The organism is Cyanobacteria bacterium GSL.Bin1 (assembly GCA_009909085.1).
In the GTDB taxonomy this organism is placed as follows: Bacteria; Cyanobacteriota; Cyanobacteriia; order Cyanobacteriales; family Rubidibacteraceae; genus Halothece.
Map to the genome: position 1 here is coordinate 1 of JAAANX010000210.1, position 20,248 is coordinate 20,248.

Genomic DNA, 20,248 nt, shown 5'->3' on the forward strand with positions numbered 1-20,248 from the left:
CAGAGAAATGTTGAACAGCTTAACAACTGAAGTGATTGCTTCGGTAACGGGTTGGCAATTTATTTTGGAAGCACTATCTGTAGCAGGTATTTAGCAAATTGGTATAAGTATTTGGTTGGCTGGGGGAGGAGGCGCGACGCAAAAAGTCGGCTCTAGCTTAGGGCTGGAAGATGCGCAAATTAGGAACTATAACCAATTAGCTGCCAATCATATCGTCTGGGCAAATATTAGAGGCGTTCGTCAAAGTGACCGCACTCCCGTCGAGAATCGGTTTTTGGTGGTGGGAGAAGACAATGGCTTTATTGTCATGTCTTCTGAGAAGGAACTGTATAAGGTGGGGAATGGCTTAATTGCCGATCGCCTCGTTATTAATCAAGGTCAACCAGCCCAGATTCAGTTATCCAGCATCGCCTTTGATGATGAGAATCTAGCGACGAAGTTATCTCAGGTGAGAGAGCAAAATCCTAACCGTCTCATCCTTATTAACGGCACCGTCTCCATTGATTTTCCCGAAGATATCAGCCTGAGCCAACAACCGGATCAGCTAAACACGATTAAATTATCGGGTTCTAATGTCACCTTGACTTATTGCCCCATCTCCGAAGCCATTACCGTCCTCAATGACCAATGGGCGATTGGTTCTCTTTCCGTTAAAACTATCAATCCTTCTCCTTGGCCATGAAATTATCAACCTTAACTATCATTTCTCTAAGTTGTACTGGTACGCTCATCGCGATCGCGCTAATGCCCGTCAATTCTCCTGAGAGAGTTACCGCCCAACAAAATCTTGAGCAACCCTTAGAACCCGTGCCAGTCACCAACACTCGTAAACGCCACACCATTACCGTTACTGTTTCCTCACCCGAGGATATCAAAGTAGCAGAAGGAGACCGTATCACCGAAGGAGAGGTGATTGCTGACCGGACTAAGGAAAGAGAAAAGTTAATTCAACAACGGGACCAACTCCAACTGGTGATTAACAAGGCGATGCAAGCCACACCCATCCCACCGCCAGAACCCAGTTATGCCGCCCAGCAAGCAGCTGTGGCAGAAGCGAGGGAGATGGTTGCCTACTGGAAGCAGCTTCCTCAGCCCAGGTATCGCTTCAAACAAGAAGATTTGATTGTGAGCTTAGATACGGCAACGGTGGAAAAACGCCAAGACATTGCTCAAAAGCAGATTGAAGCGCAGCAGGAATTGAACAGCGCGATCGCGAACCTGCAAGATGCTAAATCTCGTTACCAGCGCGAACTCTACAACTACAACATCAATCTCAGCAAAGCTGAAGCAGACCAAAGACAGCGAGAGATGGATGTTTTAAGACTGAGGGAAAAACTAGACAACTTAAATCAGCAAATCAGCGAGTTAAGTGTCATTCGCTCTCCCTATGCGGGGCGAGTGCGAAAAGTAAAAATTGTTAGTCAAAATAATCTCAACATTACCGCCGAAGTAACGTTATTGGTAAAGAGCCGTGAAAATTAATAGTAGTTTCGTCCTTCTCGTTGGCTTGGGGTTAATCCTTTGGGGTAGTTTTTCTAGGGGAAAGGGAATTGAGCCAAATTTTCCCCTAGAAAAAAAATCAATAGCAGCGGAACAATGCACCGTTAAACCCGGTTCCATTTATGATGGCGATACCTTGCGAGTATTTTGTAATGGTGAGGAGTTAAAGCTGAGACTGTGCGGGATTGATGCCCCTGAGAAGGCGCAAGCAGGGGGAATTGAGTCTCGGAATTATCTAAGATCGCGCTTACCTGATAATGCAACTGTTCGTGTTAATCCCATTGAAACGGATCGTTATGGCAGAACGGTGGCAGAAATTTTTCTAGGGGAAACTTTCATCAATGCTGAGTTAGTTAGGGAAGGTCATGCTTGGCATTATCGGCGTTACAGCGGTAACTGTCCCAATCGGGGTGAAATTGTGCGGGCGGCGCAAGGTACAAGATTAACGGGGATGCCGCCTTGGGAGTTTCGGAAAGAACATTAGATCATTCTTACGGAGGAGACTTAACCAATTAAATGTGTGTTAGATTAATATAATTAATTTGTCTTAGTTATATAAAAAATTAATTTAAATCACATTATCGTTTTTTGGAATTTATCAAATGCCTGAATACATGACAGAGATCAAAAAAGAGTTTGAGGATTTACTAGAAAAGTTTGATGAATATGATCGTCATATTCTTAATTGTCATTCTTCACCTGAAGAAGGGTTTTATGAAATCAGAAACACTATTACAAATAAAATTACCCATTGTAATGGCTTTCTAAAGGGGATGGCTTATCAAGGCGCCTCCTTGAATATCGACGACGATGATTTAGGTTTCTAATTCAATTAGTAACCCCCCTCTTTGATTAAAGCTTATGATTTAAGAACCTCAGTTAATGACTGGGGTTCTTTACTAATTTTCCTATTTCAGATTTAGCATTTCAAGTTATAAATTTGTTATATTAATAAGTTTCATTATATTCATTTAAATAATCAATATTATCGTCAGTTGGTAGAAAATCAATACTATCAAAGTCTTTTATTAATTCACCATTCCCTTTTTCAATTTTGGAAATACAAGAATTAAAACAATTGAGAGGATATTCACTAACTTCCCAAGTAACAGAAATTTTTAAATCATCCTCATCTAAGTCAGCATCTAATTCATCATCTAATTTTTCGGACTCTAATTCAACTGTAGCAACATATATATTTTCTGGTCCCATTTGTCTTTCATGACTACTGCCAGTTACGTCCCATTCTAAATCCTCTGGTTTTATTTCACGAATTTCACCAGTTGCGTTAAATTTGATTTTTGCTGTTCCTCTGACATCTATTGGTGTAGTATCTTTTATATTAATGTCATTCATGTTAGAGTATCTCCATCAAACACAACCCAGTGGCGTTAGGGTACCCAATATCAGCTGAAATCAGATCTAGAGAAAACTCTCAAGAATCAGAGTATGAAAACGATAATCGCCTTACGTCGGTTAACTACACTTTGACGACCTCAACTCCTCAAGCTATTACTAAAAGCTCCTCCCTCTCTGCATTAGAAGGTTAAGGAAACAATTCTTTAATCTCGCGATCGCGCTTTTGTTAAACCTGATCCCAATCGGAAGTTTACATTAGGAAAATATTGTTTCTCGACCTAGCGCGATGGCTTTGCCGGATCATGCAACTGTTCGACTTAAACCAATAGAGAAAGACCGTTATGGCAGAACAGTGGCTGAGATTTTTCTAGGGGAAAGTTTCATCAATGCCGAAATGGTAAGGGAAGGTCACGCTTGGCCTTACCAACGTTACAGCGGGAACTGTCCTAATCGGGGCGCGATTGTTGAGGCTGCTAACAATACACAGTTAACGGGAATGCCGCCTTGGGAGTTTCGGAAGGGGAATTGAAGCGACTGAAACTATTTGTGACTGAGCAGCACTCTAAGTAATAAGAAAAATTACTTAGTTTATGTTTTTAAATACTAATTTCCAAGTATCTTGGATTACCTTAATGCTATGGTTGACAAATTGATTTCTGTGCTAGCTAACATGATTTTTAAGAAAATTAGAGATTGTATACTCCCATGGATACTGTTTGGATTCTTAGCTTTAGGTAATGGGAGTACCGCTTTTGCCCAACCTGTCCCTGAAGATGGATTAGATGTAGGTTTGACCCATTTTTACAACAATCCTACGCCTCAGAAGGAAGCAGTTGAGACTTTGAAGAATACGGGATTTAACATTGCAGTTCCTTTAAATATTAATGATCTTACGGAACAAGGTTTGGGTGATGGCTCATTTCAAAGAGCTGATCTTGATTTTACACAATCAGTTCCATCAATTCCTGAAACTAATACCCGTATTCAATTCGATGGTCCTATTACAAATTCGACTCTTTATTCCGTAGTTGCAGGTCAAGTTGATAAAAATAGTTGTCCCATTGAAATTAAAGATACACAGATTGCATTTTTTGATACTGAGTCAGAAGCAATAACAAAAGCAGAAGAACTTTCTAAATCTGACGATGGTTATTTAGTTTATGTCTCTCCAGATCAAGAAGCGACAAATAGAGCACTAGAAAAAATTAAGGAATTAAATTGTCAACCTAATGCTAAAGGCATAGTTGTTAATGGTGCTACTCGTAGAGTTACTGTTGATTTCTCGGATATTTACACACTGCTACCAACAAAACTCCAGCTATCAGCTAAAGATTCATCCTTTATGTATTCTCCTAAAGGTGCAGGAAATCCGATTTATTTAGTGAATGGACGTAAGCTTTACGATCCATCTGATTATCAAAACCAAGAATAATTTACGTATGGGAGAAATCCATCTTTGAAGCAATAAGTACAAATAATGGATTTCTCTTATTTGGGGTAAGACTAGCGAAGGTGTCATGAGGGGCAATCTAAATAATATTGCAGCTTTCAGTAGTTGGATGTCCCTAAACTAAGTTTTGAGAAATAATACTGTAACCCTTTGCCTGTCTGATTTATAGAGATTTCAGGAAATTGAGTGAAGCGACATTTTCGCAGGGATTGAGCAAAGCCTGCAATATTTTAGAGATGACGACACCCCAAACATCAGTTTCTGAAAGCCTTACATGAAAAGGCTTTTGAGCTAGATTGCCCCTGGTGGCAGCTTCGCTAGGTTTACCCCAACAAGGTTTACTGTCGATTCGAGACCTGTGGATGAAAGCCCAGGGCTATAGTTTGCTCCGTGATGCTGAACCGCCCTGTGTGGACCCGCTTGCCGGGTGGTGTGGGAGGGGAATTCGTGAGAATTCTCCCGATCCCGATTAGGTTGGGCAAGATGCGGAAATGTTGGGTTCCACGTTGTTTCACCAAATCTACTAGAGCATCGCTCGCACTAAGCTGCTCCAGATGAAACTGCCCAATAGCCGACTGCTGCCAATGCGGCTAAACCCAACACAATGGCTAGGATCGTTTTCCAGCGATCACCCTTCTCTGGCAAGGTAAGGGAAACCCGAACATTTTTTGGGGGAAGCTGTTCGGCTAACTCTTGAGGAGGAATATTGTTGTTGACGACGCCCTGAAGCCATGGCCATATAATTTGGAAATTATAGGCATTGGCACACCGTTTAACACCACCAAAATTCTCGAACAACACATCGCTGAAATAACAGGTGCTCGTAACTGCCTGATTGTGAAATGCTACGAGGGAAGAATTATCCGGCTCGGATAGGGAAAAATACAGTTGTTTTGCAGTACTGGTAATGCAGTCATAGTTAGACTGCTTGCTAAATAAAGGTGGCTTTATCCATTCTTTGGGCGGTACGATGCGATCGCTGGCACCGTGAAGAATCGTCACTGGCAGTGTCAACTTTTTGCCCGTTTCCTTGATTTCTAGTGGTTCCGTGGCAAAGGGTACAAAAAAGAGTTTTAGTAACCAAATAACCGGTCCGGGAATCCCTAACTCTGTTGAGGGTGCCGGATCGGCGGTGAAAATCTGTATCGGTTTTAATTTTTCCTGTCCCGGCTCTAAAAAGGATTGCCAACTCAGGGCTAATAGCCCACCTAATGAGTGTCCAAATACCACCACTTCTGGGTGGGTTTCCTTCAGCACGGGGTAGTCTTGTGCCAAGCGATTAAGGGCGGCTTCGGTCAAATTGATCGCATCATCTGCCCACTCTTTCGGGCGGTGCAACAAACTCAGTCCTACCGTGGACAGCAATTGATTCAGGTTTTTCCCCAAGGTGCGGTTAAAGATAGAAATCAATAAATTAACGATGCCAAAAATCACAAGTAACGAAAGGGAAACGCGAAATAGTTTTGGTAAATTCGGATCTTCAAGCTTTCTGCTCCGGCAAGGTCCTGGCGATTCTAAGGAACTATTGGCTTTGAACGGATTTAGGGCAGTCGATACTACCGAAACTAACAGAGAAAACCAACCTGTCAAGCGGGATTCATCCATTTCCTCCGACTCATCAGGATCGGGATAGGTGCTGCGCTGAAAATCAGGAAAAATAACAAAATAGCCCTGGGCGACGAGCGCTTCCAAATGCTCGGCATAAAATCGTGGCAAACAAAGGGCAAAACCATGGAGGTAGGCAATAACTTTTGGTTTTTTGCCAGCAAGCAGCGATTCCGGCGCATACACTTGCACAAAATCCCCTTCCCGGTGGGATCCAGACCAGTAAATGCGATAGCCTTCTTTAGGAATTTCCTGCCATTCCACGGGCGGTGACGTTGCAGAACTTATCATGATTCATCCCCTCGGCTATTTTTTCCCATTGTATTTTTAGTTGATCTTGGGCAATTCGACGAATTGCATAACTTTTTCCAGTTCCTGGACTGCCAAACAAAAATTTTTTGAATCGGACTAGTGGGCTGTCAACTTAGAAATGAGGAATGCATCAAGCTAAGAAATACGACAATTCAAAGTTTTCAGAAACATACTATTCCTCAAAACAAACTTGATGACCCACTAGACATAACAATTAACTAATTTTTTGCTCTTGTAAAAGATTATAAAAAAAACTTTAGTAACCAAAAAGGGTGAAATTACAGAAAAATTTGACCCACATTTTGCAGGTTACAACGAGAATTTTAAGCTAATTGATCTTTTGACTGATTTTTGAGATGTAAAAACTTACTGAAACTAGAAAGAAGTTTGTTGTTTTTCGACTCTTCTAGTCTAGATATCCCTTACTCAACTCAATTGGTAAGGTGACTTAAAAATCGAAATTTCGTAAACTACATTAATCTGTGAAGCAAGAACGCTCGTTAAGGGTGCGCTATTCCCACCGACTTGAGCTTTCATAAACAACGATTAGGTAAGGATTTGAGACAGTTCCTTGGGCTTGCTCAACTTCCATTTTCGGCAATGCTTTAAATTTAGAAACTTCTCGGCTTAAGCAAAGCGCGATCGTTGAAAAGAAGTTATACACCCATTTTTATTACATAGAATTAAAAAAGTGAGAAATTAAGCCTGTTTGAGAGCTAAAAATTGAAAATTTCTGAGAAAAAGAAATTTTTCTTTACACCTTGTCCGATTTTACAGGTATCTCCTCTTTACCCCTCTTAGCGGTCAGCTTGACTATTCATTATACAAAGACTTAGGCGCTAAGGATGAATTAAGAATAGCTGATCAATTTTTTAGCTTATGGATATTGAGAGACAATTTTTTATAATTTCTACCACCTATTTCAGCCGATACCTTTTACTTTTATTGTCTAAGGTAAATTTATCAAGATCAAGTAATGAAGTTAACCATGAAAAAAATTAATAAATCTAAATATTTATGAGTACTTCAATAAAAAGTTATTCAAAAGTTACATTGAATTAATTATAAAAAATAGTAAATTTAAATATAAGCTTTTACAGGATTCTCGAGACAATATAAGTAGAGATCATTAGTTTAAGGAGAAAGCTAATGAGTGTTACTGATAGATTGATTGGATTGTTCGTTTCCAATAAGGAAGCCAAAAAGAAAACGATTATACACGGAGCAGCCTTTGACGCGTCAATGGTTGGCTTAAGTACAGCACAGATTCCTGGGGGTGATCGTATTGCTATTGGCGGTGTTCAGATTGATATGGTCATACAACTTGGTAAGCTTTATGGAAAACGTCTTGATAGAACAGAAGCACTAGCCATAGCTGAAAGTGTACTAGCAACGGTAGTTGGTGTTGAAGCGACAAATCAGGTCATAAAATATATCCCTGGTATTGGGAATATTTCCAATATGAGCGTAGCAGGTAGCATTACAGAAGCCATTGGGTGGGCTACAGTTAACTATTTTGAGAACCCTGATGATAATCTCTTTAAAAAAATCGAATAACCCGCTTTCAAGAAACATGTTCTGTAACTCTTATGTAGTGAAGGGGGGAGAGTGAAAAAAAAAGTGGGGGAGCTCGGGAAAACCATACGTTCTGATTAGCCAATTTTCGCTCCTCGATTCAGCACCCAGGACAATCTCGACCTGGCATCCACTAGCTTTCAAGGTCTTTGGGAGGATTAAGTTGGAAAATTCTAGTAAGTTTTTGCTTACCTCCCCCGAAAATTTTCGCTCTCCAAGATTAGGTCTGTTCTCTCACCATTACACATAAAAAGCTGACCACCGCTTGCAAGCGCGAGAAGGGTCTTTAGTGGCGAGTTGGGAAACTTGATAATAGTGCGCTCTGCTGACTGTCCAAAGCTTAATCTCAATTACCCGATAAAGTAAGCATCGGAGTTAACCCAATTGAGAAAGACTGTTACGGTCGGACAGTAGCAGAAATTTTTCTAGGGAAACTTTTGATTAATTTTTACTTCTTGTGACTTGTTAGAAATTTGTACATCTTTCTGGATTGGATAAATAATTTATTTTTCTAATAAATGACTAAAAATAGTAATCAGACGATCTCTTCGATTTTCAAAGAAACCATCTTCTCCTGCCCATAAACTACTTGGTAAGTGTCCTTGTGGTGCAGTATCAAAGTTATAATCAAAATTGAAATTTCCACGCCAATACCAAGTGCCATTGTCATCGTGAAAACGCCAGCCAGTTTTGACTCCAAATTGGTTCCTATCTAAAGAAGAGTCCTCATAGATTTTCTTCTGTACACTGAAGCCAAACCAATGATCACTATTATCCAGCCAGAGTTGATCAATTGTATTAATATCCACTTGAGGAAGATTACGTAATGTATTTTGTTCAACTGCTTTATAGTCATTAGTTTTTTCAACAAGCTGAGCAATTAAACGAGCCGTTTCTTGATCTGCCTCTTTCCATTGTTTATTGTTCAAGAATCTTTTCAACGAAGCATAATCAATTCCTAATGATGACTCCATTAATATTTTGAAGTCTTCACGTTCTTGCATATCATCAAAATCATGATTTTCTTTGATAAGTTGTTGTGTTGCATCTGCATTAATATTTACAGCTTGTTTTAGAGCTTCGATAGCTTGATTAGAATTCCCTATCGCAGCTAGACAAGATGCCTTTTTATAAAAACAAATAAATGCTTCTGGATGTAAAATAATTAGTTTTTCCCAAATTTGAATTGCTTCATTATAATTTCTGAGATTATATAAAGAATCAGCTTTTCCCATCCAAGCTAAATGATTATCTGAACTTAAAGCAACACACTGGTCATAAGCCTGAATTGCTTTATGATCATCTCCTAAACCTTGAAAAGCATCTCCCAAATTAGCAAAAATGATATCTGCTGTTTCATCAATTTTTAACCCTTGATTTAGCACTTCTACAGCTTCTTGATATCGACCAAGTTGATTAAGAGCGATGCCCTTATTATTCCAAGCACCAAGAATTTTAGGATTAAGTTGAATTGCTTTATCATATAGTGGAATTGAATCTTGAATTTTCTCTTCATTATCTAAGCATTCATTAGCTTGAGTGTAATAGTCTAATGCTTGTTCGATTCTTTCATAAGTCAAGAGATCAATATTGTAAGTTTCTTGAAGTGTCTTTTTAAGATTTTCATAAACTATTCCTAGGAATTGATTCCAGACTTGAAATAATTTATTTCTGGCATTTTGATAGTTTTCAACAACCCTTTGTATATTTTCTTCCTTTTGTTGACCACCAAGCCAGCCTCCAATAGCTCCCCCAATCATTGTACCTATACCTGGTGCTATAAAACTTCCAACTACTGTTCCTATACCAACTGCATAATTGCCTTCAGCCCAACTGAATGCTTCCCAAATATTTTTTAGTACATCTTCATCTTCTGAAATATCAAGTTGAATCACTTCATCACTCATGTAATCTAATTCTTTGATTGCTAACTTAACCTGACTAAAGTGAGCTTCTCTACAATTGGAAATAATAGATTTAACTTGTTCTTCTTCTAAATTAAGATTGAAAAATTCACTTAGATCAATAACTTCTTTAGATATTTTTTCCAGATCATCCCTTAAATCAACTTCCAAATCAGTAATAAAGTCTTTCACTAATTTTTTAACAGGTTTATCATCTTCTGAGTCAAGTCTATAATTTAATGCTTCATAAGCTCTGTTTTGAAGGATTTTATAAATTTCATTTGAAAGCGCAATCTCATCAATGTCTTTGATGCTTTCTGTCTCTGCAGATTCTTGAGATTGGTTTGAACTAACTTTATCCTGTTTTTCTAGTTTTATCTCTTGATGCCAATCTGGAAAATCTTCTGATGTTTCTTTTCCATATAATTGAATTATTTGAATGTTGGCAATTTGTAATTCTTGGATAATTTTCTGAATCTGAGATGTCATTTTTTCTTGATCAGGAAGCTCTTGAGCTTCAAGCATGATTTTTAAGACCTGATCTTTAATACTTACTTTTACGGAGAGTTCTTCTAATTTTATGGTTTGACTAATTATGGATGAAATAGCATTGATATCACCCTGTTTTGCTAATTCTTCAACCGACTGATTACTTGAAATACCAAGTTTTATTTCTTGTACCCAATCTGGAACTTCCTCTCCTATTTTTTGACCATAAATTTTAATTATATTCCAAGGATACTTTTCAATCTTTTCAACAATTTTATGGACTAAATTTACGAATTTATCTTGGCTTAAAGATCGATTAGACTGAAAGAGAATTCTTAAGGAATCTTTCTTGACAGAAACTTTTGCCTTTATTCCTTTATCTGAAAGTTTATTATTCAATAAAGTAGCAATTGCTTGAGGATTACCTTGCTTAACTTCCTTGAGAAGTAAATTAGAATCACCAGCCATAATTTTTCTTGTCCTCTATGTCACTCATTTTTAATACTGTGAGTGGTAATCACCTTTTTATAAAGAACACAACTGATAAAAAAAATGAGTTCATCGCGTAAAAATGTGATATTAATCTCAATTGTATATGATTTTAAAAGGGATAACACTTTGATTCAACAAAGACGCATGAAGAATTGATATCCTCATGCGCTCTTGATGTTATTTGTCGTAAAGATACAGACCTAAGCCAAACTTGGCACAAGCCCGACGAAATGCCATGCTCTCTGAATTAGAAGACGGATCACCATAACTTGAGCAGTTGAGTGATTCCGTCCCACTGGCTTCTCTGTAAACATTGCCCTCTGACGTGGGAATGGTTAAACGTCCCACTAAGAAGATGCGATCATTCGTGCTTTGAACATTGACGATCTCCCAAGTCCATCCGACGCAGTATTTCGAGAGAATCCGATTTGCCACATACCAAGGAATGTAAGTGATTTGACTGGTTTTCCCAGTTTTTTTACTTTTAACTTCCTTCGTTCGCAACATTGACTTAGGAAGCGGTCGAGACAGGATCTCTTCAATCTGAGTTAAACTTAGTTGCCGTGGTGCGGTTGGTGCAGAAGTTTCCATTCTCATTAATCTCCGATAATTGCAAAGTGATAATCATTCCCCAAAAAATCCCCACGATGAACCAGAGATAGAAGGGTGGCTCTTGTTGATCAAACATGAATAAAACAGCCCCCACGAAGGGGGCTGACCTCCTATCTAGAATTCGTCATGGTGGTATTGTTTTTGTGGCTCAACTGAAACCAGCTTGTAACCACGCTCATGGGCGTGTTTTCGGAAGCAATTGATCTCTTTCGGAGTCGGTTGGTGAGTAGAGAACCGCTCAACCACATCCAAGGGAACACCATCCTCGTCTAACCCGAAGGTCTCAAAAACGAGCTTGTAAACGATAGAATAGTCATTGCTGTTGATGTCAGCAGTAACCGCCTCTTGGTTGGTAGCCTCCGGGGCGGTCTTTTGTTTTTGGATAAACTCAGCGAGTGATGTACATCCTAGAGTTTTGAGAACAGCGTAACCATGCTTGCAGCAGCCTCGTTGAATTCCCATTTCTTGCTGAGCAGCATAATCGCCGCAAGTGCAAGAAACTCGGTCAGGGAAGACAGCCACCAGATATTTTGACTTAACCCGATAGGTGTAAGAATTAACGGGTTTGACATCATCAATCTTGAGTCCAAGTTGTCGTCGGTGTTCAGCAAAATGTTGCTTAAACAATTTCTTGTCAGCAAGATTTTGAGAACCGTCATTAAAAGTAATGAGAACGTTACCGGGACGTTCTTCAACCTTTACAACTTTCTGACCAAAAAGACGACGCGCTGCACTAATAGAATAAATGTAATCAGACATCATTTTTGACTCCAAAAAAAGGTTTACTTTATGAGCAGGATTTCCCTAGTCCTTGCCAGCTGGAAGCTGATTATTGGTTCAGCGTGACCGATTCAGTTTTCGTGGTTCAGTTGCGTATTTTTTAACGCTTAAGTATATTATAAACCAATATACACGTCGGAAGGAAGTAATGAATAATAAAAATCCCGCCTTGATAGACGGGAATAAAGATGTTATATTTTCTCGGTTTTAATCGGAATAATACTTCTTAACGGCTTCGGCTAAAACTTTCCTAATAAATTCATTTTTATTCGGGATTTCGCGCAGTTTCTGATCGGTTTCTTCATCTAATCTAATAGTCATTGTTTTCTTAGACAAAGGTTTCTCACCAATCGGTTTACTCCTAATTCTTCCCTTAGAATCTCTCTCTATGTTCGGTTCCATATCTGATTTCTTGAATAGCTACGCTTCTTTAGCTTAGTTTATAGAATCCGAAGTGTCTATCGGTTAAATCTTATTTATAGAATTGAAGCAGCCAGAAAATTAAATCAGGACAAATCAGCAAAGCAAATTCCTTAACTGAAATCGCTAAAACCGATGTGTATTATGGTATAATAGATTTACTTAAACTAGAAAATGAGATGAATATTTGCTTTTCAGGTGCTAGAAAACTAACTCCTACCCAGCGCGATCGCGTTACTGTTGCGTATTCTTTCTATTTCTTTCCTTAAGGGTGTAATCGCCAAAATGTAAATCACTTCCTTTCGGTTTAGCATCCGGTTCTACCCATTGGTGTTTTTCTTGGGCGTGCTGGTCATTATCTGCCAGATCTGACACAACCTGATCCTCTCCTGGTGCCACAACTTCTGATTCTTTACTGGTAGGAAATTCCGGTTCGTCTGCCATAACTGTCATATCTTGTTGGCAAACTTTGGAAGATACATGATTTTCCTCATTATTTAATTGGGAAGTTTGTTCGGTCTGTTGATTTGTACAGGAATTTTGCTCAGAAGTTATGGCAGTTGTGGCAGCTGTGACATCTTCGCTCTGTGCAGGCGTTTCAGCTTTGCCATAACTCTTGCCATAACCCTGTAGCGTTGTGGCAGTTGTGGCTTCCCAAACGGATTGGCGCTTCCCTTGGTAGGTTCGTCTTGTCTTCTTCCATCCCATCGCTTTAAGACAATTGGCGACCCGCTGTTGATCGCGCTTAGCAATGTCTTTCGCCTGATATCCGAACGCCTCGGTTAAAAGCTCGCGAACCGTGCAAACAGTCTGATGGGATAAGTAATCCTCTATGATTTCCTGCCATTCATCGGAAGAACGGTATTGAAAATTGTTTTGGCTATTTAGGGCCTCTTCTTCGTCACTCAGCCACCATGTTTCCCCTGCTTTGTAGGCTTGAACGGCACTCGCCCAGATGCGATCGCGCTCCTGTTTTAATAACTGGAGATCCACTTTCTGCTGCAGGGGAATCACCCAAAATCGTCTGTCTCCAGTGGGGTCATTCAAAAATTCCTCATCGTTCACCCCGCCGACAATGACACACTTTCGCTTGTATCGCTGCGTTTTGCGTCCATACGGTTCTCGGAACGCATCTTCAGTCTTGGTAATGAAATGCTTCAGATCATCCACTTCCTTCTTGCGGAACACCTTAGCCACCTCGCCCCATTCTTCAAACCAAGCGCGATGGAGGTTCAGCAAATCATCTCGTTCATTATTCCCGCTGAAGGAATTATCAAAGTAATCGCCAGCCAGAACGCGGAAGAAATTTGTCTTGCCTAACCCCTGATCCCCTTTCAGGATCAAAACTGTATCGTGTTGCGCTCCTGGCTCATACATCCGAGCTACTGCAGCAATCAGCGTCTTTTTCAAAAATGTATCGAACAGTGGGTTATCCGTGCCAAAATAACGGGTTGCCAAGTTATTGATACTGACAGGCGCGATAGTGCTAACCTTCTCTAGATATTCCTTGACGGGGTTGTAAGAATTCTCCTTAGCCACGTGCATCATTAGGTCTGCAGCCAGATCCCGTCCGCAGTCAATATTGTGGTGATCCAACAGATAAATATAAGGCTCAGCCTCTAGAACCTCGCCATCCAACTCCATTTCCCGCGTCATTTCGTTATAGCGGAGATTTAGGTGGTTGCGGATAAATTTGAGAAGCTGTTTCTTATTGAGCCGTTTCGGTTTGTCATCGTTCTCCTCATTCGCCGTTTTCGTCTGATACTGGAACTCGAATTTTCGTCGATGCAGCTCAATCAGATTAAGTAAATCGTCGGCACTCATACTGGGATAATCCTCCAGATAATCTTTCAAGTCTAGGCCGTTGCGGTCTTCTAAGCGATACCATAGACCGCAGTTGGGGTAGGCATAGAGCCATTGCGGGGTCATTCCTGCCCCTTCTAGACTGTCTGCGACGGCTTCGGCGTGTTTGATTCCTACGGTATCGCGATCCGGTCCAATGACGAGCTGTTTTGCCCCTTGTAGCTGCTTGGTGTAATTTTCTTTCCACTTGCCTGAGCCCATGAGATTGGTGGTTGCTGTGAGCCCTAATTTCCGCAGCGCATCCACAACTCCTTCTCCTTCCACGATGAAGATGGGGAGACTTTGCGTGATCGCGTTTTGCACTTCCTGGTAGTAAAGCAACGCCACTTCGTTCTGGTACGCCGCCTGATCCAGCTCAATTCCCTTTTCCTCCGCTCTTGAGGGGGTGAGCCATTGACCGTTGACGCAATACTCCTGCCAGATCTCCTTTTCGCCTTTGCCGTCATCAAGTCTGACCGTGCGGATGAGGGGTTTGCCGTTGGTGTCGGTATAAGTCCACTGACGTCTTTGTTTCGGCGTATAAGTTTTTTGGGTGCGCTGGGGCGCAACAGCATTGCGGATTTTCCGTTTCCCTTCTTCAGTGGTGGCGCAGTCGCAGCTGTAACTGCCATAGCGTCCGCTTCGATGATCCACCTTAAAATTCGGTGCTTCGCAAACCGGGCAATGATAGGAAGTTTCGTGGCGTCCGGCACTGCCGCCATCTTCGGTTAGTTGGTCGAGATGGTCGCGAATATCGAAAGTACTACGGGGGGATTGTACACTTAGCTGGTTAGTTGCTAGCATAATAGTGGTGTCCTATTTTTATTTGTTTGGTATCTTTTAAAAATAACACCGCTGTTCCCCAGCCTCACTATGAGGCGGCAGCATTTTTACAACGAAATAATCTCAACCCGCACTACAAGAGAAGTTGAGAGTTTTCAAAAAGTTCGGGAAACTTAGTTAATCCCGAATCCTTTTGCTGTTTTTGCAGAAATGCTTTTAGATTGGGTCAACTTTCATCTAAGTCTTCATAATGAATTAGGTGGCCGTTCTCATCTACCGATAGAAGTCCTTCACTAATTAGAAAGGATCGCAACTTCATATAATCCTTAGCTAAATTTTCTTTGTTAGACCAGCTTCCTACTGGTTCGTTAGGGTCAAGAGGATTGATAACTCTCCCTTCTGTTTCTACCGACCAAAGAATCGAGTTTTCTGTGTGATCCCAATCAAGGAAAAATACCAGATCTAAACTTTTCATCAATAGGATGATTTTTGCTAGCAATGCTTTTTCAGATTCAGATTGATAAGGTCTAGCCATGTCTTAAGTCCTCCATTATTTTGGTGTACCACACACTACAGCATCATCTTATGTTTCCGCGATGTGCCTTCGGCACTAAGCCTTTGGCTGATTACGCAAGCTATTGCCAACGTTGACAGGATAAGGGAAACCCGAACTCAACCCTAAGCCTAACAGCCTGTCATACTGGAGATTAGAAAGATGCCAAAGTTGAGATGATTAGTTATGGAAAGCCAAGACAAAGTACATCTCTGGCGCGATGGAGACCAGCAAATGCTGAGAATTCCCAGTGAGTTTCAGTTGCCCAGTAATGAAGTTATCCTCCGCAAAGAGAATCACTGTCTCATTATCGAACCCGTTGGCAAGCCTTCTTTGTTAGCCGTCTTAGCCACCCTTCCCCAATTAGATGAAGACTTTCCTGATGTTGACGAAGGATTGCCGCCCCTAGAGGAAATTGAGCTTTAACCGTGTCTTACTTGTTGGATACAAATATCGTTTCCGATCTCGTGAAAAACCCAACAGGGCTTGTCGCACATCAAATTAAGCAAGTAGGCGAAGCTAACATCTATACCAGTATCATCGTCGCCTGTGAACTCCGGTTTGGTGCTAAAAAGAAGGGCTCAAAACGACTGCAAAGACAATTTAGAAGCAATTCTAGTTGCCTTAACCATCTTGTCCTTAGAACCCCCGGTCGCTGAATATTACGCTGCCATTCGCACAGAATTAGAGCGATCTGGAAACCTTATTGGTCCCAATGATCTCCTGATTGCCGCTCACACTCTAGCAGAAGGTAGGACTTTGGTAACAGACAACGTTCGTGAGTTTTCCCGAGTTCCCAATTTGAACTTGGAAAACTGGTTATCTTCAGGCAACTAACCTAGGGGAAACTTTTATCAATGCTGAGTTAGTTAGAAAAAGTGACGCTTGGCATTACCAGCGTTACAGCGGGAACTGTCCCAATCGGAGCGCGATTGTACGGGTGGCTAACAGTACAGAATTAACGGGAATGCCGCCTTGGGAATTTCGGAAGGGGAATTGAAGGGAAGCGCGATGTGGCGAAGCCACCGCCCTCGGGGCATCGCGCTAAGCAGTGACCATAGAAGGGCGCGGTAATTCTTCCCCTAAATCCTCATAACATAAAATTAAGGATTCTAAAGCCTCTTTCCCATTCGCTAAGGCTTCCTCATAAGTATTTCCATGAGTCCGCCAATAGTTACCAGGGAAGTCAGGAAGAGCCACCAAAAAACAGTGATCTTCCTGTGACCATTCGATTACTATTTTGTATTTTAGGTCACTCATTTTCTTCTACTATCCTGATTGCTTCTGAAATATCTTTTTCTTGATATCGTTTGGCATCATTGCCATCCTTACCAGATAGTGTAACTTTACCAGGATATTTGGGATGTATCCAGTTGGTGTGACTACCTTTTCCCTTTTTCTCTTCAAATCCAGCGTCTCGGAGATCCTTTTTTAATTCTCGGATTTTTTTAGGCATAAGATTAAGGCGTGTGAGTAGCAATCGTGCAGAAAACCCCGCTAAGAACTGTACCAATTAAACCCTCTGAAAATTAGACCCATCAAACCCTTTAAACCTCGTTCTAAATTTCTGTACCAAATAGACCTTACTTTAATTGATACACTGATAGCACTCGTGAAAGTCAGTTGTGAAACGCTTATGGTAAATGGCTTTCAGCCTTAGCGTTGTTTCCTGTACAAATGCTACCCAAACGCCATTAATTGTGGGTTGACAATGTCATGGCCACTAAAAAAGTGGGCGAAAATGTAACCAGATATTCTCATGATCTCTACTTATGCCAAACCTTGCAGATCCAATCTGCTTGCTTGTTGCTGAGAGCGCGATGTGGCGAAGCCACCGCCCTCCGGGCATCGCGCTCCGCTGACTACCCGAAGCTTAATCGCGCTTATCCGATAACGCAACTGTTCACGTTAATGCGATTGAGAAAGATCGTTATGAGAGAACAGTAGCAGAAATTTTTCTAGGGGAAAGTTTCATCAATGCCGAAATGGTGAGGGAAGGTCATGCTTGGCATTATGAACGTTATAGCGGGAATTGTCCGAATCGGGGCGCGATCATTGAGGCTGCTGAAAATACACATTAACGGGAACGCCACCTTGGGAGTTTCGTAGGCAAAATTGAGGGGTTAGGCCGCAATTGCTTCTGGCCGACTCAGGTGCAGCGCGATCGCGAAATATCTATTCCTGAAAGAGTGCTTTGGAGATTTTAAAGTATGGAAATTCAAAATCAAGGGATAACTCGCTCTGGTGAAAAAGTTGATTATCTTCCCATGTCCTTAGAACAACATAATCCAGAACAAGTTGCTCGCTTAATTGATGAGTCATCACCCGAGTTATTTTCGCTAATGTTTGGTTCTCATGCGATTCAGAACCTTACTCAACTCGTCCAAGGGTCTGAGAATCGATTTAGCTATCAGTATGTTCGTGTTGCCCAAATCGCCGAGCAAGTGGTGGGGATGGCTGTCATGGTTCCTGCTAAAAAGCTGTCTGTCAATAGTGACTTGAAAGCCCTAAGTTACCGTCAACAATTACGGTTAGGATTGATGAAACGCTTCATTCTTCCTTTAGTTTTACAGCAGAATTATCCGCAGGGGAGCTTTTACATTGGTAATCTGGCTGTAACTTCCAAATATCGCAATCAAGGGATTGGTCAACAGTTACTCTCAAATTGTATTGATGAAGCTGCTACTCATTCAGGCTCAGTTTATATCAGTGTTGATGTTGAGAATTCGAGAGCTAAAAAGCTATATGAATCAATGGGTTTTCAGCTTGTGCAAGAGAAAGTGATCCGCTTTGGAGAATTTAGAGTTGGTTCTTTGGTTTTAGCGTTATCACCTTGAAGGGTTTGCGCGATGCCCGTAGGGCGGTGGCTTCGCCACATCGCGCCTTTCCCTAAATCGCTGCAATTTCCGCCTCAAGTTTCCAAACCAGTGCATACATTCTTCTCCCTCAACATATCTAAAGGACAACACACCAAATTTCTTAGCCTTTAGAAACACTGAGTCCAAAAAAACTCTTATGATTAATAAAAAACTTGCTTTCGGTTTCATCGCTGTTGTTGCTTTCGCCACTCCTGCTGCTGCCCAACAATCTCAACTGTCTGTCCAAAGCGCCAACACGCAAAATGCGGCAGTCAACGGTTCAACTGCGATTAGCAATACTGAACTTCACAATCAGCAAATTCAGTTAGAACGCGATGGCTTCTACAATTACGAGCCGCAAGGCCAAGTTTCGATCCAAGAGTCGAACACGAGCAATGCTGCCGTTAATGGCTCCAGTGCCTTTTCTAACACTGAGCTGAACAGTCAACAAATTCAAGTGGAACAGGACAAGTTCTATTCACCCTACTTTGGTCACTAAGTTTTCTGAGGGGGGAACAAAATACACCCCTCCTCAACTAAATTCCAGAACAACTTAACAATGACCAACGGTCAAAGCAGGCTCCGTCGTCTTACGGCGGAGTACGGATGACTCGACCTTTTCAGAGGTCTGTATAAGTAACGCGCTAGACACATACACAAGCTTGATCAATATGATGTCTAGCGCGTCTAGAACATCTAAACCTTTTCATAGCAATCCTTGCAACGTTAGACACATTCCAATTAAGAATGACTAACTACCGAGAGAATTAGGATTTTCGGCTTAACCCTTTTCACTTTCAGCGTCTGGACTTAATTCAGCAGGAGCTTCTTGTTGAGCTTGTTCACCTTCTGGGGCTTCACTCGTAGAAGGAGCACTGCAAGCGGTAGTGACAAACAAGAAAATTCCCGCAACAAATACAATCAAAAGTTGTCGTAGTTTTTGCCAATTCATAGACTTTTTCCTCTAGACGTTTTAGGCGACACAGACTTTACTTTACCTTCCAGCCTTAAATAAAAACGGTTCAAATCAAACTGTACTGTCTGTGCCATGCTCCCTGTGTTGTCAGAGGTCAAGTTGACCGATAATAGCAGGATACGAGCCTCGCCCTTCTAGGGCGACTTCATTTGCTGCTTTGGTTTTCAATGTACTCCTTAATCTTTTTAATCGGTGCGCCTCCACAAGAAACAGCGAAATAACTAGGCGACCAAAGATGTTCTTGGTGAGGTGTCAAAGTTGGGAGTACGTCACCATAAATAGTATCTTTCAATTATTGTGACTGATGACGCAAGAAGCGCGATTGCGCATAATGGAAAAAGAAGCGCGATCGTTTACGGAATCGAGAGAAAATGAGATTTCAAGAAATTATTGAATCAATTGAAAAACTATCAGTTGAAGAACAAGAGGATTTATGGGATTTAATTCGGAAACGGCGAATTGAACAACGCCGAGAAGAAATTGGTGCTAATGCTGAAGCCTTAAGAAACGAACGGAAAGAAGGAAAAGCAAAACAGGGAAGTGTGGATGATTTAATTGCCGATTTATTAGAGGATATTGACCTAAAACTCCCTGCCATCGCGCTTTAACGATTATTCTTCAACAAAAGATCCGTGGGACTCCCCCACCTCGGAACAGGTGGGGGAGGAAAGCGGGTGAGTCGATACCGCTCGATGCGGTTGAGACTCACATTTTCTTAGGCTACACATAAGCCATTCG

General features: G+C 41.2%; 24 protein-coding genes and 2 pseudogenes. 14 read left to right on the top strand and 12 right to left on the bottom strand.

What is annotated here, in order from left to right; translation table 11 throughout:
* Positions 1-115 precede the first annotated feature (115 nt).
* From GVY04_23730 to GVY04_23745, 4 genes are all read left to right on the top strand, one after another.
* Positions 116-682 carry a hypothetical protein gene (locus GVY04_23730; protein NBD19027.1) on the top strand — a complete coding sequence of 189 codons (567 nt, stop codon included), beginning with the start codon at positions 116-118 and terminating at the stop codon, positions 680-682.
* Positions 679-1,482 (top strand): hypothetical protein, encoded by an 804-nt coding sequence (locus tag GVY04_23735; GenBank protein NBD19028.1) that lies wholly within the window; start codon positions 679-681, stop codon positions 1,480-1,482. Before GVY04_23730 ends, GVY04_23735 begins: the two co-directional genes overlap by 4 nt.
* Positions 1,472-1,984 (top strand): hypothetical protein, encoded by a 513-nt coding sequence (locus tag GVY04_23740; GenBank protein NBD19029.1) that lies wholly within the window; start codon positions 1,472-1,474, stop codon positions 1,982-1,984. Before GVY04_23735 ends, GVY04_23740 begins: the two co-directional genes overlap by 11 nt.
* 118 nt (positions 1,985-2,102) lie before the next feature.
* A complete protein-coding gene (locus GVY04_23745; protein ID NBD19030.1) occupies positions 2,103-2,327 on the top strand; it encodes a hypothetical protein in 225 nt (74 codons plus the stop codon).
* Between the two features lie 121 nt (positions 2,328-2,448).
* On the opposite strand, the gene GVY04_23750 is transcribed toward GVY04_23745, so the two are convergent.
* Positions 2,449-2,856 (bottom strand): hypothetical protein, encoded by a 408-nt coding sequence (locus GVY04_23750; GenBank protein ID NBD19031.1) that lies wholly within the window; start codon positions 2,854-2,856, stop codon positions 2,449-2,451.
* A 289-nt stretch (positions 2,857-3,145) separates the two neighbouring features.
* Here GVY04_23750 and GVY04_23755 point away from each other — a divergent pair, with 289 nt between their 5' ends.
* The 3 genes from GVY04_23755 to GVY04_23765 all read left to right on the top strand — a co-directional run bounded on the left by GVY04_23755 (position 3,146) and on the right by GVY04_23765 (position 4,782).
* Complete coding sequence (locus tag GVY04_23755; protein ID NBD19032.1) at positions 3,146-3,388, top strand: hypothetical protein; 243 nt, start codon at positions 3,146-3,148, stop codon at positions 3,386-3,388.
* Between the two features lie 129 nt (positions 3,389-3,517).
* Positions 3,518-4,291, top strand: coding sequence for a hypothetical protein (locus GVY04_23760; protein NBD19033.1), 774 nt, complete (start codon positions 3,518-3,520; stop codon positions 4,289-4,291).
* A 323-nt stretch (positions 4,292-4,614) separates the two neighbouring features.
* Positions 4,615-4,782 carry a hypothetical protein gene (locus tag GVY04_23765; protein NBD19034.1) on the top strand — a complete coding sequence of 56 codons (168 nt, stop codon included), beginning with the start codon at positions 4,615-4,617 and terminating at the stop codon, positions 4,780-4,782.
* A 67-nt stretch (positions 4,783-4,849) separates the two neighbouring features.
* Here GVY04_23765 and GVY04_23770 read toward each other — a convergent pair whose 3' ends face one another.
* Both GVY04_23770 and GVY04_23775 read right to left on the bottom strand, forming a co-directional pair.
* Positions 4,850-6,205: a hypothetical protein gene (locus tag GVY04_23770; GenBank protein ID NBD19035.1), complete on the bottom strand. Its 1,356-nt coding sequence runs from the start codon at positions 6,203-6,205 to the stop codon at positions 4,850-4,852.
* Between the two features lie 532 nt (positions 6,206-6,737).
* Entirely contained in the window at positions 6,738-6,890 is a 153-nt protein-coding gene (locus GVY04_23775; GenBank protein NBD19036.1) for a hypothetical protein, read from the bottom strand.
* A 485-nt stretch (positions 6,891-7,375) separates the two neighbouring features.
* Between GVY04_23775 and GVY04_23780 the strand changes: the two genes are divergently transcribed.
* Entirely contained in the window at positions 7,376-7,783 is a 408-nt protein-coding gene (locus tag GVY04_23780; GenBank protein NBD19037.1) for a hypothetical protein, read from the top strand.
* Positions 7,784-8,304: 521 nt separating this feature from the next.
* On the opposite strand, the gene GVY04_23785 is transcribed toward GVY04_23780, so the two are convergent.
* From GVY04_23785 to GVY04_23805, 5 genes are all read right to left on the bottom strand, one after another.
* Positions 8,305-10,662, bottom strand: a complete 2,358-nt coding sequence (locus GVY04_23785; GenBank protein ID NBD19038.1) for a tetratricopeptide repeat protein — start codon at positions 10,660-10,662, stop codon at positions 8,305-8,307.
* 201 nt (positions 10,663-10,863) lie between these two features.
* Positions 10,864-11,283, bottom strand: coding sequence for a DUF1071 domain-containing protein (locus GVY04_23790; protein NBD19039.1), 420 nt, complete (start codon positions 11,281-11,283; stop codon positions 10,864-10,866).
* 129 nt (positions 11,284-11,412) lie between these two features.
* The gene (locus tag GVY04_23795) at positions 11,413-12,060 is read right to left on the bottom strand and encodes a hypothetical protein (GenBank protein ID NBD19040.1); all 648 of its coding nucleotides are present in this window, start codon (positions 12,058-12,060) and stop codon (positions 11,413-11,415) included.
* A 672-nt stretch (positions 12,061-12,732) separates the two neighbouring features.
* Positions 12,733-15,144 carry a hypothetical protein gene (locus tag GVY04_23800; protein ID NBD19041.1) on the bottom strand — a complete coding sequence of 804 codons (2,412 nt, stop codon included), beginning with the start codon at positions 15,142-15,144 and terminating at the stop codon, positions 12,733-12,735.
* A 205-nt stretch (positions 15,145-15,349) separates the two neighbouring features.
* Complete coding sequence (locus tag GVY04_23805; GenBank protein NBD19042.1) at positions 15,350-15,658, bottom strand: hypothetical protein; 309 nt, start codon at positions 15,656-15,658, stop codon at positions 15,350-15,352.
* A gap of 204 nt (positions 15,659-15,862) precedes the next feature.
* Here GVY04_23805 and GVY04_23810 point away from each other — a divergent pair, with 204 nt between their 5' ends.
* Positions 15,863-16,102: an AbrB/MazE/SpoVT family DNA-binding domain-containing protein gene (locus GVY04_23810; protein ID NBD19043.1), complete on the top strand. Its 240-nt coding sequence runs from the start codon at positions 15,863-15,865 to the stop codon at positions 16,100-16,102.
* 2 nt (positions 16,103-16,104) lie between these two features.
* A pseudogene (locus GVY04_23815) lies at positions 16,105-16,513 on the top strand (PIN domain-containing protein).
* Positions 16,514-16,720: 207 nt separating this feature from the next.
* Here the strand turns inward: GVY04_23815 and GVY04_23820 are convergent.
* Together GVY04_23820 and GVY04_23825 are read right to left on the bottom strand one after the other, a co-directional pair.
* Positions 16,721-16,936 carry a type II toxin-antitoxin system HicB family antitoxin gene (locus tag GVY04_23820; protein ID NBD19044.1) on the bottom strand — a complete coding sequence of 72 codons (216 nt, stop codon included), beginning with the start codon at positions 16,934-16,936 and terminating at the stop codon, positions 16,721-16,723.
* Entirely contained in the window at positions 16,929-17,132 is a 204-nt protein-coding gene (locus GVY04_23825) for an addiction module toxin, HicA family (protein ID NBD19045.1), read from the bottom strand. Before GVY04_23825 ends, GVY04_23820 begins: the two co-directional genes overlap by 8 nt.
* Positions 17,133-17,592: 460 nt before the next feature.
* Between GVY04_23825 and GVY04_23830 the strand changes: the two genes are divergently transcribed.
* The 3 genes from GVY04_23830 to GVY04_23840 all read left to right on the top strand — a co-directional run bounded on the left by GVY04_23830 (position 17,593) and on the right by GVY04_23840 (position 19,033).
* On the top strand, positions 17,593-17,757 hold the full coding sequence (locus tag GVY04_23830; protein ID NBD19046.1) for a hypothetical protein: 165 nt from the start codon (positions 17,593-17,595) through the stop codon (positions 17,755-17,757).
* A gap of 129 nt (positions 17,758-17,886) precedes the next feature.
* Complete coding sequence (locus GVY04_23835) at positions 17,887-18,513, top strand: GNAT family N-acetyltransferase (protein NBD19047.1); 627 nt, start codon at positions 17,887-17,889, stop codon at positions 18,511-18,513.
* 178 nt (positions 18,514-18,691) lie between these two features.
* Positions 18,692-19,033, top strand: coding sequence for a hypothetical protein (locus tag GVY04_23840; protein NBD19048.1), 342 nt, complete (start codon positions 18,692-18,694; stop codon positions 19,031-19,033).
* Between the two features lie 282 nt (positions 19,034-19,315).
* Here the strand turns inward: GVY04_23840 and GVY04_23845 are convergent, their stop codons facing one another.
* Positions 19,316-19,486: a hypothetical protein gene (locus tag GVY04_23845; GenBank protein NBD19049.1), complete on the bottom strand. Its 171-nt coding sequence runs from the start codon at positions 19,484-19,486 to the stop codon at positions 19,316-19,318.
* A gap of 169 nt (positions 19,487-19,655) precedes the next feature.
* Positions 19,656-19,760, bottom strand: a pseudogene (locus tag GVY04_23850) (IS200/IS605 family transposase).
* A 121-nt stretch (positions 19,761-19,881) separates the two neighbouring features.
* On the opposite strand from GVY04_23850, the gene GVY04_23855 reads away from it, so the two are divergent.
* Positions 19,882-20,118, top strand: a complete 237-nt coding sequence (locus GVY04_23855; GenBank protein ID NBD19050.1) for a hypothetical protein — start codon at positions 19,882-19,884, stop codon at positions 20,116-20,118.
* Positions 20,119-20,248 lie beyond the last annotated feature (130 nt).

Excerpts from the sequence above, each read along its gene's own strand:
- GVY04_23735 (NBD19028.1), top strand. The coding sequence starts at position 679 with ATGAAATTATCAACCTTAACTATCATTTCTCTAAGTTGTACTGGTACG.
- GVY04_23745 (NBD19030.1), top strand. The coding sequence starts at position 2,103 with ATGCCTGAATACATGACAGAGATCAAAAAAGAGTTTGAGGATTTACTA.
- GVY04_23750 (NBD19031.1), bottom strand. The coding sequence starts at position 2,856 with ATGAATGACATTAATATAAAAGATACTACACCAATAGATGTCAGAGGA.
- GVY04_23755 (NBD19032.1), top strand. The coding sequence starts at position 3,146 with ATGGCTTTGCCGGATCATGCAACTGTTCGACTTAAACCAATAGAGAAA.
- GVY04_23770 (NBD19035.1), bottom strand. The coding sequence starts at position 6,205 with ATGATAAGTTCTGCAACGTCACCGCCCGTGGAATGGCAGGAAATTCCT.
- GVY04_23780 (NBD19037.1), top strand. The coding sequence starts at position 7,376 with ATGAGTGTTACTGATAGATTGATTGGATTGTTCGTTTCCAATAAGGAA.
- GVY04_23785 (NBD19038.1), bottom strand. The coding sequence starts at position 10,662 with ATGGCTGGTGATTCTAATTTACTTCTCAAGGAAGTTAAGCAAGGTAAT.
- GVY04_23790 (NBD19039.1), bottom strand. The coding sequence starts at position 11,283 with ATGAGAATGGAAACTTCTGCACCAACCGCACCACGGCAACTAAGTTTA.
- GVY04_23795 (NBD19040.1), bottom strand. The coding sequence starts at position 12,060 with ATGATGTCTGATTACATTTATTCTATTAGTGCAGCGCGTCGTCTTTTT.
- GVY04_23800 (NBD19041.1), bottom strand. The coding sequence starts at position 15,144 with ATGCTAGCAACTAACCAGCTAAGTGTACAATCCCCCCGTAGTACTTTC.
- GVY04_23805 (NBD19042.1), bottom strand. The coding sequence starts at position 15,658 with ATGGCTAGACCTTATCAATCTGAATCTGAAAAAGCATTGCTAGCAAAA.
- GVY04_23810 (NBD19043.1), top strand. The coding sequence starts at position 15,863 with ATGGAAAGCCAAGACAAAGTACATCTCTGGCGCGATGGAGACCAGCAA.
- GVY04_23820 (NBD19044.1), bottom strand. The coding sequence starts at position 16,936 with ATGAGTGACCTAAAATACAAAATAGTAATCGAATGGTCACAGGAAGAT.
- GVY04_23825 (NBD19045.1), bottom strand. The coding sequence starts at position 17,132 with ATGCCTAAAAAAATCCGAGAATTAAAAAAGGATCTCCGAGACGCTGGA.
- GVY04_23835 (NBD19047.1), top strand. The coding sequence starts at position 17,887 with ATGGAAATTCAAAATCAAGGGATAACTCGCTCTGGTGAAAAAGTTGAT.
- GVY04_23840 (NBD19048.1), top strand. The coding sequence starts at position 18,692 with ATGATTAATAAAAAACTTGCTTTCGGTTTCATCGCTGTTGTTGCTTTC.
- GVY04_23845 (NBD19049.1), bottom strand. The coding sequence starts at position 19,486 with ATGAATTGGCAAAAACTACGACAACTTTTGATTGTATTTGTTGCGGGA.
- GVY04_23855 (NBD19050.1), top strand. The coding sequence starts at position 19,882 with ATGAGATTTCAAGAAATTATTGAATCAATTGAAAAACTATCAGTTGAA.